13 protein-coding genes are annotated in these 15,447 nt (G+C 70.1%); 4 read left to right on the forward strand and 9 right to left on the reverse strand.

Going from position 1 to position 15,447, the window contains the following annotated elements; translation table 11 throughout:
- Positions 1-203 precede the first annotated feature (203 nt).
- From typA to BLU82_RS23165, 9 genes are all read right to left on the reverse strand, one after another.
- Positions 204-2,066 carry a translational GTPase TypA gene (typA, locus tag BLU82_RS23125; RefSeq protein ID WP_092623379.1) on the reverse strand — a complete coding sequence of 621 codons (1,863 nt, stop codon included), beginning with the start codon at positions 2,064-2,066 and terminating at the stop codon, positions 204-206.
- 150 nt (positions 2,067-2,216) lie between these two features.
- Positions 2,217-2,462: a hypothetical protein gene (locus BLU82_RS23130; protein WP_092623380.1), complete on the reverse strand. Its 246-nt coding sequence runs from the start codon at positions 2,460-2,462 to the stop codon at positions 2,217-2,219.
- Positions 2,463-2,781: 319 nt separating this feature from the next.
- Positions 2,782-3,822 carry an ABC transporter ATP-binding protein gene (locus BLU82_RS23135; RefSeq protein WP_092623381.1) on the reverse strand — a complete coding sequence of 347 codons (1,041 nt, stop codon included), beginning with the start codon at positions 3,820-3,822 and terminating at the stop codon, positions 2,782-2,784.
- Positions 3,823-3,824: 2 nt separating this feature from the next.
- Positions 3,825-4,988, reverse strand: coding sequence for an ABC transporter ATP-binding protein (locus tag BLU82_RS23140; protein ID WP_231947565.1), 1,164 nt, complete (start codon positions 4,986-4,988; stop codon positions 3,825-3,827).
- Positions 4,988-5,977 (reverse strand): ABC transporter permease, encoded by a 990-nt coding sequence (locus BLU82_RS23145; RefSeq protein WP_092623383.1) that lies wholly within the window; start codon positions 5,975-5,977, stop codon positions 4,988-4,990. Before BLU82_RS23145 ends, BLU82_RS23140 begins: the two co-directional genes overlap by 1 nt.
- A 13-nt stretch (positions 5,978-5,990) precedes the next feature.
- Positions 5,991-7,523: an ABC transporter permease gene (locus tag BLU82_RS23150; RefSeq protein WP_092623384.1), complete on the reverse strand. Its 1,533-nt coding sequence runs from the start codon at positions 7,521-7,523 to the stop codon at positions 5,991-5,993.
- Positions 7,524-7,704: 181 nt separating this feature from the next.
- On the reverse strand, positions 7,705-9,468 hold the full coding sequence (locus tag BLU82_RS23155) for an ABC transporter family substrate-binding protein (RefSeq protein ID WP_197682408.1): 1,764 nt from the start codon (positions 9,466-9,468) through the stop codon (positions 7,705-7,707).
- A 181-nt stretch (positions 9,469-9,649) separates the two neighbouring features.
- Entirely contained in the window at positions 9,650-10,876 is a 1,227-nt protein-coding gene (locus BLU82_RS23160) for an MFS transporter (protein WP_157741207.1), read from the reverse strand.
- The gene (locus BLU82_RS23165; RefSeq protein WP_092623387.1) at positions 10,873-11,463 is read right to left on the reverse strand and encodes a helix-turn-helix domain-containing protein; all 591 of its coding nucleotides are present in this window, start codon (positions 11,461-11,463) and stop codon (positions 10,873-10,875) included. Before BLU82_RS23165 ends, BLU82_RS23160 begins: the two co-directional genes overlap by 4 nt.
- 199 nt (positions 11,464-11,662) lie before the next feature.
- Here BLU82_RS23165 and BLU82_RS23170 point away from each other — a divergent pair, with 199 nt between their 5' ends.
- From BLU82_RS23170 to BLU82_RS23185, 4 genes are all read left to right on the forward strand, one after another.
- The gene (locus BLU82_RS23170) at positions 11,663-11,950 is read left to right on the forward strand and encodes a hypothetical protein (RefSeq protein ID WP_092623388.1); all 288 of its coding nucleotides are present in this window, start codon (positions 11,663-11,665) and stop codon (positions 11,948-11,950) included.
- 79 nt (positions 11,951-12,029) lie between these two features.
- On the forward strand, positions 12,030-12,827 hold the full coding sequence (locus BLU82_RS23175) for a hypothetical protein (protein ID WP_092623389.1): 798 nt from the start codon (positions 12,030-12,032) through the stop codon (positions 12,825-12,827).
- A 16-nt stretch (positions 12,828-12,843) separates the two neighbouring features.
- On the forward strand, positions 12,844-14,631 hold the full coding sequence (locus tag BLU82_RS23180) for a fumarate reductase/succinate dehydrogenase flavoprotein subunit (RefSeq protein WP_092623390.1): 1,788 nt from the start codon (positions 12,844-12,846) through the stop codon (positions 14,629-14,631).
- Between the two features lie 26 nt (positions 14,632-14,657).
- On the forward strand, positions 14,658-15,446 hold the full coding sequence (locus BLU82_RS23185; RefSeq protein WP_092623391.1) for a succinate dehydrogenase/fumarate reductase iron-sulfur subunit: 789 nt from the start codon (positions 14,658-14,660) through the stop codon (positions 15,444-15,446).
- Position 15,447 lies beyond the last annotated feature (1 nt).

Raw genomic sequence — 15,447 nt, forward strand, 5'->3', positions numbered from 1 at the left:
GGGTCCCGTCGCCAGCGCCACTACGGCCGTTTTGGCCGATTTGGGCACATAAGTGCCCGTCACTTTCTATGTGCCGTCCTCGTCCCAGGGCAAGTCCTGTGGATATCCGCGTTCACACTCGCAACGAGAATGTGACCTCCCCCCGGACGAGCGACATCATCGCTCACCAGTGCCGACGGCGCTCGACCGGGGGCGGTGACGGGCTATTGGGCGTGCTTGCGACGGGCCGCCGCGCGGCCGCGGGTGGAGGCGTCGAGCACGACCTTGCGCAGCCGGACGGCCTTCGGCGTGACCTCGACGCATTCGTCGTCGCGGCAGAATTCCAGCGCCTGCTCGAGCGAGAGCTTGCGCGGCGGGATCAGCCGCTCGAGCTCGTCGGCTGTGGAGGAGCGCACGTTGGTGAGCTTCTTCTCCTTGGTGATGTTGACGTCCATGTCGTCGGCGCGGGAGTTCTCGCCGACGATCATGCCCTCGTACACCTCGGTGGTCGGCTCGACGAACAGCGTGCCGCGTTCCTGCAGGTTGAACATGGCGTACGAGGTGGCGACGCCGGAGCGGTCGGCGACCAGCGACCCCGTCGGGCGGGTGCGGAGGTCGCCGGCCCACGGCTCGTAGCTCTCGAAGACGTGGTGGGCCAGGCCGGTGCCGCGGGTCTCGGTGAGGAAGTCGGTGCGGAAGCCGATCAGCCCACGGGCCGGCACCACGAACTCCATGCGGATCCAGCCGGTGCCGTGGTTCGTCATCTGCTCCATGCGGCCCTTGCGGACGGCCAGCAGCTGGGTGACGGCGCCGAGGTACTCCTCGGGGCAGTCGACGGTGAGCCGCTCGAACGGCTCGCGCAGCTTGCCGTCGATCTCGCGGGTGACGACCTGCGGCTTGCCGACGGTCAGCTCGTAGCCCTCGCGGCGCATGGTCTCGACGAGGACGGCGAGGGCCAGCTCGCCGCGGCCCTGCACCTCCCACGCGTCGGGCCGCTCCGTCGGCAGCACCCGCAGCGACACGTTGCCGATGAGCTCGGACTCGAGGCGGTCCTTGACCAGACGGGCCGTGACCTTCGACCCGCCGGACCGGCCGGACAGCGGCGACGTGTTGGCGCCGATGGTCATCGACAGCGCCGGCTCGTCGACGGTGATCAGCGGCAGCGGCCGCGGGTCGTCGACGTCGGCGAGCGTCTCGCCGATGGTGATCTCGGGGATGCCGGCGACGGCGATGATGTCGCCCGGGCCGGCCTTCTCGGCCGGCACCCGCTCCAGCGCCTCCGTCATGAGCAGCTCGGTGACCTTGACCCGCTCGATGCTGCCGTCCTTGCGGCACCAGGCGACCTGCGAGCCCTTGGCGATCTCGCCCTCGCGGACCCGGCACAGCGCCAGCCGGCCCAGGAACGGCGACGCGTCGAGGTTGGTGACGTGCGCCTGCAGCGGCGCGCCTTCGGTGTACGTGGGCGCCGGGATGGTGTCGAGGATCGTGGTGACCAGCGGCGACAGGTCGTCGGACGCGGGCACCTCGCCGTCGGCCGGCCGGTCCAGCGCCGCCTTGCCGTCGCGGGCGCACGCGTAGACGATCGGGAAGTCGAGCGCGCTCTGGTCGCTGGAGTCGTCGAGGAGGTCGAGGAACAGCTCGTACGTCTCGTCGACCACCTCGGCGATGCGCGCGTCGGGCCGGTCGGTCTTGTTCACGACCACGACGATCGGCAGCCGGTTGTGCAGCGCCTTGCGCAGCACGAACCGCGTCTGCGGCAGCGGCCCCTCACTCGCGTCGACCAGCAGCACCACGCCGTCGACCATCGACAGGCCGCGCTCGACCTCGCCGCCGAAGTCGGCGTGACCCGGGGTGTCGATGATGTTGATGGTGGTGTCGCCCCAGCGGACGGCGGTGTTCTTGGCGAGGATCGTGATGCCCTTCTCCCGCTCCAGATCACCGGAGTCCATGACCCGGTCGGCGACGTCCTGGTTGGCGCGGAACACCCCTGACTGCCACAGCAGCGCGTCGACGAGGGTGGTCTTGCCGTGGTCGACATGGGCCACGATGGCGACGTTTCGGAGGTCGTCGCGGCTGCGCACGGACATGCGGGGAACCCGTTCTGAATGGGGGGAGTTGACGGTCCATCCTACGGCGTTCCAGCTCGCCCACCTGCATCGTGCGTCGCGCACCCCGATGGACGACGTGAGATCGGTGCTGCCCCAGGCGCGACGATGTCCCCTCGATTCGCAGCAACCTCACATCGTTGTCTCCTGGCGCAGCTCAGCCCGCGTGACGGCGCCTGTCCCGGGCAACGGACGGTTCCAGAGCGGCTCGTCGAGAACGAGCGACGTCCGCAGGCGGTCGCGCAGCTCGCATTCCGGCGCCGAGCGGCAGCCCGCATGCACGTCGCCGAGAGCCAGGCGGACCAGCCTGGACCCCGCCCATCTGGCGTCGCCGACGGCGTCGACCAGCAGGTCGTGCGTGGTCAGGCCGGACTGCACGGCCTCGCAGAGCAGCGCGCGAACCGTCCGCAGCGAGTACCGGCCGCGACAGGCTGATCATGGCGCCGGCCTGACGCCGGGTCACAAGGCCGTCCTGGGCCTCGGCCAGGAGCCGCAATTCGCTGGAAACCCGCATGCCGTTCATCGTGTGCTGCGCGCGGGCCGGTAACCACTACGAAACCGTGGATTGTGGACGAAGAGGAGCGGTGCGGCGCTCTGTGGACACCGCCCGGCGTAACGGTGTGGCGGTACTGCGGGATGGACGTGAGATCACCGTCGCTCGAGGTGCGGTGATCTCACGTCGATCCAGCGGCCGGCCTCAGAGGACGCGGGTGTCGACCTCGGCGAAGTGGCAGGCCACCGGGTGGCCGACACCGGTGTCGATGAGCGGAGGCTCCTCGACGGCGCAGATCTCCTGGGCCTTCCAGCAGCGGGTCCGGAACCGGCAGCCGCTGGGCGGGTCCAGCGGGCTGGGGACGTCGCCGGCGAGGATGATGCGCTCGCGGCGGCGCTCCTCGACCGGGTCGGCCGTCGGCGCGGCCGACAGCAGCGCCTGGGTGTAGGGGTGCGCGGGGTGCTCGTACACCTCGTCGCGGGTGCCGGTCTCGACCACCTTGCCGAGGTACATGACGGCGACGCGGTCGGAGATGTGCCGGACGACGGAGAGGTCGTGGGCGATGAAGATGTAGGCCAGACCCAGCTCGTCCTGGATGTCCTCGAGCAGGTTGACGACGCCGGCCTGCACGGACACGTCGAGGGCCGAGACCGGCTCGTCGAGGACCAGCAGCCGCGGCTCGAGGGCCAGCGCGCGGGCGATGCCGATGCGCTGGCGCTGGCCGCCGGAGAACTCGTGCGGGTAGCGGTTGCCGTGCTCGGGGTTGAGGCCGACCAGTTCGAGCAGCTCGGCGACGCGCTTCTTGCCGCCGCCGCGCCACTTGCCGTGCACCTTGAGCGGCTCGGCGATGATGTCGTTGACCGGCATCTTCGGGTTGAGCGAGGCGTACGGGTCCTGGAACACGATCTGGAGGTCGCGCCGCACCTCGTTCATGCCGCGGGCGTCGAGGCTGGTCAGCTCCTTGCCCTGGAACACGACCGAGCCGGACGTCGGCTTGTGCAGCTGCAGGATGGCGCGGCCGGTGGTCGACTTGCCGCAGCCCGACTCCCCCACCACGCCGAGGGTCTCGCGGGCGTCGACGTGCAGGGAGACGCCGGTGACGGCCTGGACGTGGCCCACGACGCGGCGCAGCAGGCCGCCGCCGTAGACGGGGAAGTGCATGACGAGGTCGGTGACGTCGAGCAGGTGCTGGCCGCCGCCGGCCTCGGACGCCGCCTGGGGCGACGTGTCGGTCGAGGTCGCCATGGTCACACCGCCTCGCTCTCAGCGCGGAAGTACACCGTCGGGTCGTCGACCTCCGCGAGCTTGTCCCAATGGTGACACGCCGCGACGTGACCCAGCTCGTCGGTGCCGGCCAGCGGCGGCTCCGACTCGTGGCAGACGTCGGTGGCCAGCGGGCACCGCGGCGAGAACGGGCAGCCCTTCGGCAGGTTGATCAGCGACGGCGGGGTGCCGACGATCGGCCGCAGCCGGGCGCCCGACCCGCCGCCCTCCAGCGACGGGATCGACCCCAGCAGGCCGGCGGTGTACGGCATCCGCGGGTGGTAGAAGACGCGGTCGGTCTCGGCGATCTCGACCGGCTTGCCCGCGTACATCACCAGCACCCGGTGCGCCATGCCGGCCACCACGCCGAGGTCGTGCGTGATCAGCACGATGGCCGCGTTGACCTCGTCCTTCACCTGCACGAGCGTCTCGAGGATCTGCGCCTGGACGGTGACGTCGAGGGCCGTGGTGGGCTCGTCGGCGATGATGACGTCGGGGTTGTTGATGACCGCCATCGCGATCATGGCGCGCTGGCGCATGCCGCCGGAGAACTCGTGCGGGTAGTTGTCCAGCCGCTTCTTCGGCTGCGGGATGCCTACCAGCGCCAGCATCTCCTCGGCCCGGGCCAGCGCCTTCTTCCGCGGCATGATCTCGTGCGAGAGGACCGCCTCGGCCAGCTGGTCGCCGATCGAGTAGACCGGGTTGAGCGCCGTCATCGGGTCCTGGAAGATCATCCCGATCTTCTTGCCGCGCAGCGCCCGCTGCTGCTTCGCCGACTTCTTCAGCAGGTCGTCGCCGCGGTAGAGGATCTTGCCGGCGATGCGGGCGGACTTGGGCAGCAGCCCCATGACCGCCATCGACGACACCGACTTGCCCGATCCGGACTCGCCGACGATGCCCAGGACCTCACGCTCGTGGACGGCGTACGAGACGCCCCGCACGGCGCGGACCAGGCCGTCGTCGGTGGGGAACGAGACGGTGAGGTCCTCGACCCGCAGGACCTCCTTCTCGCCCGGGCCCGCGGTCTCCTCCAGCTTGGTGGCGACGTGCACCTCGGCCGCGGACTCGGTGACGGCGGGCTGGTCGGCGGCGCCACCACCGGCGGGGTCGGGCAGTGGGGCGCCGACCGGCATGCTCGGATTCGTCATCAGTCACGCACCCGGTTCTGTCGAGGGTCGAAGGCGTCACGCAAACCGTCGCCGATGAAGTTCACCGACAACGCGATGGCGATGATGAACACACCAGGGAACCAGAACAGCCACGGTCTGGTCGAGAACGCCGTCTGGTAGGTGCTGATCAGCTTGCCCAGCGACGTGTCAGGGTCCTGCACGCCGAAGCCCAGGAACGACAGCGCCGCCTCGAGCAGGATGGCCGCGGCGACGGCCAGGGTCGCGGCGACGATGATGACGCCGACGATGTTCGGCAGCATGTGCTTGACGATGATCCGCCGGGCCGACGTGCCGGCGGCGCGGGCGGCCTCGACGAACTCCTTCTCGCGCAGCGACAGGAACTCGCCGCGCACCAGCCGGGCCAGCCCGGTCCAGGTGACCAGGCCGATGACCAGGCCCAGGACGACGATGCCGGAGTCGCCGTAGCGGCGGCCGAGGACGGCCGCGATGACCAGCAGCGGGATGGTGATCATGACGTCGGTGAAGCGCATCAGCACGGCCTCGGTGCGGCCGCGGAAGTAGCCGGCGGTGGCGCCGATCAGGGTGCCGATGACGGTGCCGACCAGGCCGACGATGAACGCGATGGTGAGCGACTGCTGCACACCGCGCATCGTCAGCGCGAAGTAGTCCTTGCCGACGTTGTCCTGGCCGAACGGGTGCTCGCCGAGGTGGACGCCGCTGCCGCCGAGCCAGGACGGCAGCACGCTCAGCGTCGGCCGGCCGGAGTTCTCGACGGTCGCGATGGACGTGTAGTCCTTGTCCCACCAGCCGGGAATGTTGGCGAAGCCGATCGAGCTGAACGCCAGCAGCACGATCAGCACCAGCGTCACCAGACCGGCCATCGCGGCGCGGTGCCGGAAGAACCGGCGCCGCACCATCTGCGCCTGGGTGCGGGCGACGACGGTCATGCCCTGCGCGTCGGCGGCCGCCGGCGCGGGCCCGGGATCGGGAGTCGAGGGGTTGCTCATCGTTTCGTCCTCCTCACGACAACCGGATGCGCGGGTCGAGGAACGCGTAGGCGATGTCGGCCAGCATGTTGAACACCACGGCCGCGGTACCGGCGACCAGGAAGAAGCCCATCACCGGGTTCGGATCGACCCGGGTCAGCGCGTCGGTGAACATCTTGCCGAGTCCGGTCCAGCCGAACACGTTCTCGGTGATGACCGCACCGCTGAGCACCCCGGCGAAGTCGAACGCCATGAGCGTGGTGATGGGGATCATCGCGTTGCGGAACGCGTGCTTGACGATGACCCCGCGCTCGGCGAGGCCCTTCGACCGGGCGGTGCGCACGTAGTCCTGGTTCAGCACCTCGAGCATGCTCGACCGGGTGTACCGGGTGTAGGTGGCGAACGAGATCAGCACGATCGCGACGGTGGGCAGGATCAGGTGGGTCGCGCGGTCCAGCCCCTCCTCCCAGAAGGTGCCCTGAAAGTTCGGGGTGCGCGCGCCGATGGTGGCGATGACGCGGCCGCCGACGCGGTCGGAGTAGACGTCCCAGGCGCCGAGCAGGCGGTCCAGGAAGAGCAGCGCGCCGGTGCCGAGACCGGTCAGGACGGCGGCCTGGATGGCCTGCCGGCGCTGCAGCCCGCCCAGGCCGTAGCCGATGCCGACACCGACGGCGACGGTGACCACGGCGAGCGCGACGATGGTCAGGCCGCTGGGGTCGTCGAGTACGGAGTCCAGCGCGAAGTGGCAGATGATGCCGATGCCCGCCGACGCGAGCGCGGAGTACAGCACGTTGCGGTATGTGAACCCGGCCACCAGCGCGGTGGTCAGGAACGCCAGTCCGACGGCGGTGACGGCGATGACGACGATGCCGAGGCCGGGATCCTCGAACCAGCGGGTCTCCGAGAGCAGCCACAGCGCACCGGCCGAGGCCACGAACGCCGTGGCGAACGTGGCGAGACGTCTGGTGCGGTCGCCGGAGATGACGATCATCCAGAACAACCCGCTGACCACGCCGAGGACCACCGCCACGCCGACGGGGACGGTCGGATCTGCCAGCCAGTCGTTGAACCGGATCGCGCCGTACTCCTTGAGCAGCACCGCCACCCAGAAGATCGGCAGCGAGAAGAAGAGGAAGGCGCTGAACGTGACGGTGTAGTCCAGGCCGCTGTACTGACGCAGCGCGGTGACGATGCCGACGGCGATGCCCAGCAGCATGGCCAGCACGGTGGCCGCGATGACCAGCTGCAGGGTCTGGACGAACGCGACGCTGAGCAGCGCGCTGACGTCTTGGCCCTGAATGCTCTGGCCGAGGTCGCACTCGAAGACGAACGGGGCGAGGCAGCCGGCCGCGCCCTTGAGCCAGATGAAGTAGCGCAGCGGCGCCGGTGTGTCGAGGTTCAGCAGCCGGATGCGCGCCTCGATCTGCGCCTCGCGGTTGGGCGCCCGGGACTCCTGCAGATCGGCCAGCGGATTGCCGGCGTTCGCCGTGAGGAGATACATCACGAACGTGGCGGCGAGCAGGATGAAGAAGGAGACGATCACCCTGCGCACGATGAAGACCAGCATGTCTACACCAGCCCGTCGACAGTCATGAGATCAGTTCCAACTCTCGTCAGGTCCGCGCCGCCGCGTCGTCCGGTGGGACGGTGCCTCGGGCGCAAGGCTCGGGCCAGGGACGACGAGGCCCCTGGCCCGAACCTTCGGGCCGGTCCGGCCGGGATTCCCGGCCGGACCGGCGTGCGGACGGTCAGGACGTGCGCGACCACTCTTCCATGTTGAACGACACCTGGGTCTGGGCGGCGTTCTGCTGGACACCCTCGATGGCGGGGTTGTGGGCCGTGACGCCCGGGTGCGCGTAGAGCGGGATGCTGAAGAGGTCGTTCCAGAGGTGGGTCTCGATCTCGGTCAGCAGCTCGGTCTGGCGGTCCTCGTCGACCGTGACGATCAGCTCGGTCCACGCGGCGTCGACGTCGGGGTTGGAGTAGCCGTACGGGTTCTGGCCCTCGTTGGTGCGGTAGAGCGAGGCGCCGGACGACATGACGCCCGAACCGGCCCACGCGAACAGCGCGACCTCGTAGCTGGTCACGTCGACGATGCCGGCGCCGAGGTCAGGCGTCGGGGTGTCGACGATCTCGAAGCCGGCCTGGTCGCAGGACGCCTTGATGGCGGCCACGGTGTCGGCGCGACGCGGGTTCGGGTCGGAGCGCAGCACGCGGATCTGGGTGCCGGCGGCGCCGGCGGCGTCGATCAGCGCCTTCGCGCCCTCGATGTCGGGCTCGTCGAACCGGCCGTCGTAGGCCTCGCCCACGACCTGGTCGTACGTCGGGTCCCACGGGAAGATCTCGCGCAGGTTCATGACGACGGCCTCGGGGTTGGCCGGCTGGATCAGGTTCTCGACGATCTGCTGCCGCGGCACGCACATCGCGAACGCCTGGCGCAGGTTCGGGTCGGCGAAGACGGCGCCCTCGGTCTGGTTGAAGTCGAGGTGCTCCCACGTCATCTCGTCACCGGTGATCATCGTGACCTGGTCGCCGAGCCCTTCCAGCGCCTGGACGAGGTCCACGCTGACCTGCGGGGCGATGATGTCGACCTCGCCGTTGGCCAGGGCCTGGACCTGCTGGTCCTGCTGGATGAACCGGATGACGATGGTGTCGGTGGCCGGCGGGTCGCCGTAGTAGTTCTCGTTGGCGACCAGCGTCAGCGACTGGCCGGCCTCCCAGCTGTCGATCGTGTACGGACCCGACGCGGGGATGACGGCCTGGTCGAGCAGCGCGCCCGGGCCCATGTCCCAGCCGGTGTTCCAGAACTCCGCGACCGGGGTCAGCGCCGCCATGTCGTCGTTCTGGATGGCGGTGACGAGGTCTTCCGCCGTCATGCCGGCCTGCTCGGCCGCGACGTGCGCCGGCAGCATGCTGGAGTTGGTGACGACCTCCCAGTCGGCGAACGGCTCGGAGTAGACGTACTCGACCTCCTTGTCGCCCGGCTGGCAGGTCGGCTTGGCCACGAGGTCGTAGCCGGTGGTGCCCGGGACCGCGAACAGCGGGATCGGCTGGCCGTCCTCGCCGACCTGGTCGGTCATGTACTGACCGGACTGGGTGGCCCACTCGAGCAGGAGGTCGTCGCAGTCGATCGGCTCGCCGTCGGACCACACCGCGTTCTCCGCGAAGGTGTAGCGGACGGTGAGGGGGTCCTCGGACGTGACCTCGTACGTGCCGAATGCCTCGTTGCGGACGATCTCGCCCTGCGGCCCGAAGTCCCAGAAACCATCGAGCACGCCGTTGAGGACAAACGTGTTCCAGGTGCCGTTGCCGGTCTCGGAGTTCCCGTTGTAAGAGGTGAACTCCGCATCGGAGGCGACCGTGATGGGAGTGCCCGACGAGCCGCCGGCCGGGGACTCGGTGTCGCCGCTCCCGGAGCCGCTGTCATCGTCGTCGCCGCCACATGCAGAGAGCGCCAGCGCCCCTGCCGTGAGCACGGCGAAGAACGCCATACCCCTGCGCTTGGTGGTCAAGGTCTGACTCCTCGTGTGTCGGATCGCAAGGATCGCAGAATGAGTGTGGCTAAGACCATCACCGGTACTGACGTACACACAAGGTGGCGGGGCGCGCCGTTACTGACCTGCAACCCAACTGGGGCGGCAGGCTACGAAATCACAACGGATCGGACACGAACCTTCCGGGAAATTCTCCTGTCTAATGCGTCTTGGACAGGACGGAAAACGTTCGGCGCACTCCCAATGCCGCGGCGGCGATTCCGATTCCGCCGACGATGAATGGCAGCCGGAGGTCGACGGCGCCGAGCAGGCCGCCGGCCAGTGTTCCGAGCGGCATCAGCCCCCAGCCGAAGGCCCGCCACGCGCCGTGAGTGCGGCCGAGCAGCCGGCTCGGCACCAGCTCCTGGCGGATGGTGACGCTGAGGACGTTCCACCCCGCGACACTGAGCCCGGCGCCGACCATGCCGATCGCCGCGGCCGCCGGGTGCGGCACGAACCCGCACAGCGCGTACGACGCGCCGGTCACCAGCACGGACGCGATCATCAGCGGCCCACGGCCGAACCGCCGGACCAGCCGGGGCACGATCAGCGCGCCGAGCACGGCGCCGACCGCCGCCGCCATGGCGAACAGCCCGTACACGGCGTCGGGCAGGCCGAGCTCGTCCAGGACATAGAGGACGAAGACCGCCTGGGCCAGCGCGTTGAACACCGCGAGCACGATGTTGACCGCCCACAGCCGGCTGAGTACCGGGTGGCCGAGCAGGAACCGGATGCCCTCGACCAGCGACCGGCCGGTCAGCGGCTCCTTCGGCTCGTCGTCGCCGCGCGGCGGCCGGGCGGCGCTCACCGGCAGCGTCAGGACGAGGACGGCGGCGAGCACGTAGCCGGCGGAGTGCGCGACGAACGGCAGCGCGGCCGCCAGCGCGAACAGCACCCCGGCCAGCGGCGCGGCGACGAAGTTCTGGGCGACGACCTCGGTGGCCTGGAACCGGCTGTTGGCCCGGACCAGGCCGTCGCGCCCGGCCACGGCCGGCACCATGGCCTGCAGCGAGCCGTCGGCCACGGTCTCGAACGCGCCGAACACGAACACCGCGCCGATGAGCACGGCGATGACCATGTGGTCGGTCGCGACCAGCGCGCACACCGCGGCCGCGACCACCGCCCGCACGCCGCAGGCGACGGCCGCGACCCGGCGCCGGTCGAAGCGGTCGACGACACTCCCGGACAGCACGCCGAACAGCAGCCACGGCAGGAACTGCGCGACACCGACCACGGAGATGAGGACGGGGTCGCGGGTCAGCGACGCGGCCAGCAGCGGCGCGGCCGTGGCCGCGAACCCGTCGGACAGGTTGGCGCCGGTGCCGGCGCCCCACAGCCGGCCGAACGCCGGCCCGAGCCCGCGGACCGGCGCGGCGTCGACCGTCACGGCAGGTCCTGGTCGGCGACCGGGAACGTGTGCACCTGCACCTCGACGATGCGGGCGTCGTCGCCGGCCTCCGGCTCGCGGTCGTCGACGCGGTCGTGCCAGGCGTCGAGGACCGCGATGAGGTCGGCACTGAGCGCGGCCAGCTCCTCGACCCGCAGCCGCAGGTGCGCCGTCGAGTTCACGGTGGCCTGGCCCCACTCGCGCGGGACCTGGAGGTAGCCGGCCGACAGCCAGTGCCCGAGCCGGGCCGACTGCACCCGCCGGAACTCGTCGACCACCAGCCGGGCGGCCTCGCCGCTGCCGCCGCCGGACAACTCGTAGCTGTCGAGCTCGGTGCCGCCGGGGTAGGCGCGCCAGTAGCGCTCGCGGCCGGCGCCGCGGGTGGGGTCCTCCTCGACGAAACCGTGCTTGGCCAGCTGCCGCAGGTGGTAGCTGGTGGAGCCGGTGCTCTCGGCGAACCGCTCGGCCAGCATGGTCGCCGTGGCCGGGCCGTACGTGACCAGGGCGTCGTAGAGCTGCACGCGCAGCGGGTGTGCGAGCCCACGCAGCGTGGTGGCGTCGATGCGACGCCTCGGAGCCTCCGGCATGCCCGCACGGTAGCGAATGCCAACACTTCTTTGCAAATGGTTGTTGGCACGCACTCGCGATTTAGACAACAAGATCGTCCGGAAAATCAAGAGAACGGCCGTGTGACGTTCATCCCATCGCAGACAACCCCTGGATTCGCGGCCGCACCCGTGCGAGGCTGCCGCCTATCGCGACCGCCGACGCTCGCGGGAGGCAGTGATGGGAGTGTCCGAGAGCCGGGCCGCAGTGGCCGAGGCCGTGTCCGCGCTCGACGCGGCAGTGGCCACCCTGCGACTCCATTACGGCGACACCCTCGGCGTCCGGCGGCTGGTCAGCGACGTGGTCCGGCTCGGCGACGACCTCGCCGAACTCGGCGACCCCCAGCCCGGCCACCGACCGCATCCGGTCAGGCAGCTGGAGATCGTCCCTGACGAGCCGTACGACCCGAGCATGTGGGCCGGCGCCGAGGACGAAGGCCTGGGCGCCCCCGACCGGCGGGCCCCATGACCGGCTGACCCGCCGCCGCGCGAGGCCGCACCCGTCCCCCGTCCCCTCCCCCGTTCTCTGAAAAGAGCGTTCAGAAGACATGGCCGCCCCCACCGGAATCAAGTCTCCGACCCGGGCCCGTATCGCCGCCCGCACCCTGCGCACGGACCGCTGGTGGCTCTACCCCACGTTCACCGCGCTGGTGCTGCTCGCCTTCGTGGTCTACGCGACGTACCGGGCCTTCTCCGGACAGCACTACTTCGCCGAGCCGTACCTGACGCCGTTCTACTCGCCGTGCGTCACGACGGAGTGCGTCGACGGCTCCCGCCACCTGGGCACCTGGGTGGGCGACTGGTGGCCGTTCTCGCCGGCGGTGCTGATCCTCGTCATCCCGCTGAGCCTGCGGCTGACCTGCTACTACTACCGCAAGGCCTACTACCGCTCGTTCTGGATGTCGCCGCCGGCCTGCGCCGTCGGCGAGCCGCACCGCCGCTACACCGGCGAGACGCGGTTCCCCCTCATCCTGCAGAACGTCCACCGCTACGCGCTGTACATCGCACTGGCGTACAACGTGCTGCTCACCTACGACGCGGTCATGAGCTTCAAGTCGCCAGAGGGCGAGTGGGGGCACATGGGGCTGGGCTCGTTGATCCTCGTGGTCAACGCGGTGCTGCTCGCGCTGTACAGCCTGTCGTGCCACTCGTGCCGGCACATCATCGGCGGGCGGCTGCGCAACTTCTCCAAGCACCCGGTGCGGTACCGCCTCTGGGGCGGGGTATCGGTCCTCAACGGGCGGCACGCGCAGCTGGCGTGGGCGTCCCTGGTCTGGGTGGCCTTCACCGACTTCTACATCTGGATGGTCGCGTCCGGCACCTGGTCCGACCCGCGGTTCTTCTGAGGAGCAGAGCGACACCATGGCTGAAATCGAACGCCACAGCTTCGACGTGCTCGTGGTCGGCGCCGGCGGCGCCGGGCTGCGGGCGGCCATCGCGGCCCACGACGCGGGCGCGAAGGTCGGCATCGTCTGCAAGTCGCTGCTGGGCAAGGCGCACACCGTCATGGCCGAGGGCGGCATCGCCGCCGCCATGGCGAACGTGTGGAAAGAGGACAACTGGCAGGTGCACTTCCGCGACACCATGCGTGGCGGGAAGATGCTCAACCACTGGCGGATGGCGCAGCTGCACGCGCAGGAGGCGCCCGACCGCGTCCGCGAGCTGGAGGAGTGGGGCGCGCTGTTCGACCGCACCCCCGACGGCCTGATCTCGCAGCGCGACTTCGGCGGCCACCGCTACGCGCGGCTGGCGCACGTCGGCGACCGCACCGGCCTCGAACTGATCCGCACGCTGCAGCAGCGCGCCGTGGCCCTCGGCATCGAGGTGTTCATGGAGTGCACCATCACGAAGCTGGTGAAGAACGACGGCCGCATCGCCGGCGCGTTCGGCTACTGGCGCGAGTCGGGCCGGTTCATCGCCTTCGACGCGCCGTCGGTCGTGCTGGCCACCGGCGGCATCGGCAAGTCGTACAAGGTGACGTCCAACTCGTGGGAGTACACCGGCGACGGTCACGCGCTGGCGCTGGAGGCCGGCGCCAGCCTGGTGAACATGGAGTTCGTCCAGTTCCACCCGACGGGCATGGTCTGGCCGCCGTCGGTGAAGGGGATCCTGGTCACGGAGTCGGTCCGCGGCGACGGCGGTGTGCTGCGCAACAGCGAGGGCCGCCGGTTCATGTTCGACTACATCCCCGAGTTCTTCAAGGCCGAGACGGCGGACTCCGAGGAGGAGGCCGACCGCTGGTACGAGGACAAGACGAACAACCGCCGGCCACCGGAGCTGCTGCCCCGCGACGAAGTCGCCCGCGCCATCAACGCCGAGGTCAAGGCCGGCCGCGGCTCACCGCACGGCGGCGTGTTCCTCGACATCGCCTCGCGGCGCACGCCCGAGTACATCCGCCGCCGGCTGCCGTCGATGTACCACCAGTTCAAGGAGCTGGCCGACGTCGACATCACGGCCGAGCCGATGGAGGTCGGCCCGACCTGCCACTACGTCATGGGCGGCGTGGCCGTCGACCCCGACACCGGCGAGTCGGCGGTCGAGGGCCTGTACGCCGCGGGCGAGGTGGCCGGCGGCATGCACGGCGCCAACCGCCTGGGCGGCAACTCGCTGTCCGACCTGCTGGTCTTCGGCCGGCGGACGGGGCTCAACGCGGCCTACGCGGTGGTCCGGCGAGGGGACCGGCCGACCATCAGCGACGAGGAGATCCGCGCGGCGTCCGAGCACGCGCTGGCGCCGTTCAGCATCGAGGGCGGCGAGAACCCGTACACCGTCCAGCACGACCTCCAGGAGGTCATGCACAACCTGGTCGGCATCATCCGCACCGCCGAGGAGATGGAGCAGGCGCTGACGCAGCTGGCCGGTCTGCGCGAGCGGATCACCCGGCTCAGCGTCGAGGGGCACCGCCAGTACAACCCGGGCTGGCACCTGGCGCTGGACCTGCGCAACATGCTGCGGGTCAGCGAGTGCATCGCCCGGGCGGCGCTGGAGCGCACGGAGAGCCGCGGCGGGCACACCCGCAACGACTACCCCGCCACCGACGACACCTGGGGCACGCTCAACCTGCACTGCCGCCTCGACGGCGAGGCCGTCGGCATCACGCGCGAGCCACTGCCCCAGATGCCCGACGACCTGCGCGAGCTCTTCAACTAGAGATGTGATCGCCGAGGAGGCGTGAAGTGGGATACGACCTGAAGATGAAGGTGTGGCGGGGCGACGCCACCGGCGGGGACCTGGTGGACTACACCGTCCCCGTCGAAGAGGGCGAGGTGGTCCTCGACGCACTGCACCGCATCCAGGCCACGCAGTCCGGCGACCTCGCGGTGCGGTGGAACTGCAAGGCCGGCAAGTGCGGCTCGTGCAGCACGGAGATCAACGGCAAGCCGCGGCTGGCCTGCATGACCCGGCTGTCGACGTTCGAGCAGGACGAGACCATCACGGTGACGCCGCTGCGCACCTTCCCGGTGGTCCGCGACCTCGTCACCGACGTCTCGTACAACTACAAGGTGGCCGAGACGGTCCCGGCGTTCGCGCCGGAGCCGCGGCCGGCCGACGGCCAGTACCGCATGCAGCAGGTCGACGTCGAGCGCGGCCAGGAGTTCCGCAAGTGCATCGAGTGCTTCCTGTGCCAGAACGTGTGCCACGTCATCCGTGACCACGAGGAGAACAAGCAGTCCTTCTCCGGCCCGCGGTTCTTCCTGCGCTACGCCGAGCTGGAGATGCACCCGCTGGACACCAACGACCGCCGCGAGCTGGCCCGCGAGCAGGCCGGCATCGGCATGTGCAACATCACCAAGTGCTGCACCGAGGTGTGCCCGGAAGGCATCCACATCACCGACAACGCGATCATCCCGATGAAGGAGCGCGTCGTCGACCGGTCCTACGACCCGGTCACCTGGCTCGGCCGGAAGATCTTCCGCCGCGACCAGCTGCCCGAGGCGCAGGTCCCCCAGTCGCAGGCGGAGTGAT

This window comes from Jiangella sp. DSM 45060, from assembly GCF_900105175.1.
GTDB lineage: Bacteria > Actinomycetota > Actinomycetes > Jiangellales > Jiangellaceae > Jiangella.

Coding starts and splice junctions, on each gene's coding strand:
- typA (WP_092623379.1), bottom strand. CDS start 2,066: ATGTCCGTGCGCAGCCGCGACGACCTCCGAAACGTCGCCATCGTGGCC.
- BLU82_RS23135 (WP_092623381.1), bottom strand. CDS start 3,822: ATGGCGACCTCGACCGACACGTCGCCCCAGGCGGCGTCCGAGGCCGGC.
- BLU82_RS23140 (WP_231947565.1), bottom strand. CDS start 4,988: ATGACGAATCCGAGCATGCCGGTCGGCGCCCCACTGCCCGACCCCGCC.
- BLU82_RS23145 (WP_092623383.1), bottom strand. CDS start 5,977: ATGAGCAACCCCTCGACTCCCGATCCCGGGCCCGCGCCGGCGGCCGCC.
- BLU82_RS23150 (WP_092623384.1), bottom strand. CDS start 7,523: ATGCTGGTCTTCATCGTGCGCAGGGTGATCGTCTCCTTCTTCATCCTG.
- BLU82_RS23165 (WP_092623387.1), bottom strand. CDS start 11,463: ATGCCGGAGGCTCCGAGGCGTCGCATCGACGCCACCACGCTGCGTGGG.
- BLU82_RS23170 (WP_092623388.1), top strand. CDS start 11,663: ATGGGAGTGTCCGAGAGCCGGGCCGCAGTGGCCGAGGCCGTGTCCGCG.
- BLU82_RS23175 (WP_092623389.1), top strand. CDS start 12,030: ATGGCCGCCCCCACCGGAATCAAGTCTCCGACCCGGGCCCGTATCGCC.
- BLU82_RS23180 (WP_092623390.1), top strand. CDS start 12,844: ATGGCTGAAATCGAACGCCACAGCTTCGACGTGCTCGTGGTCGGCGCC.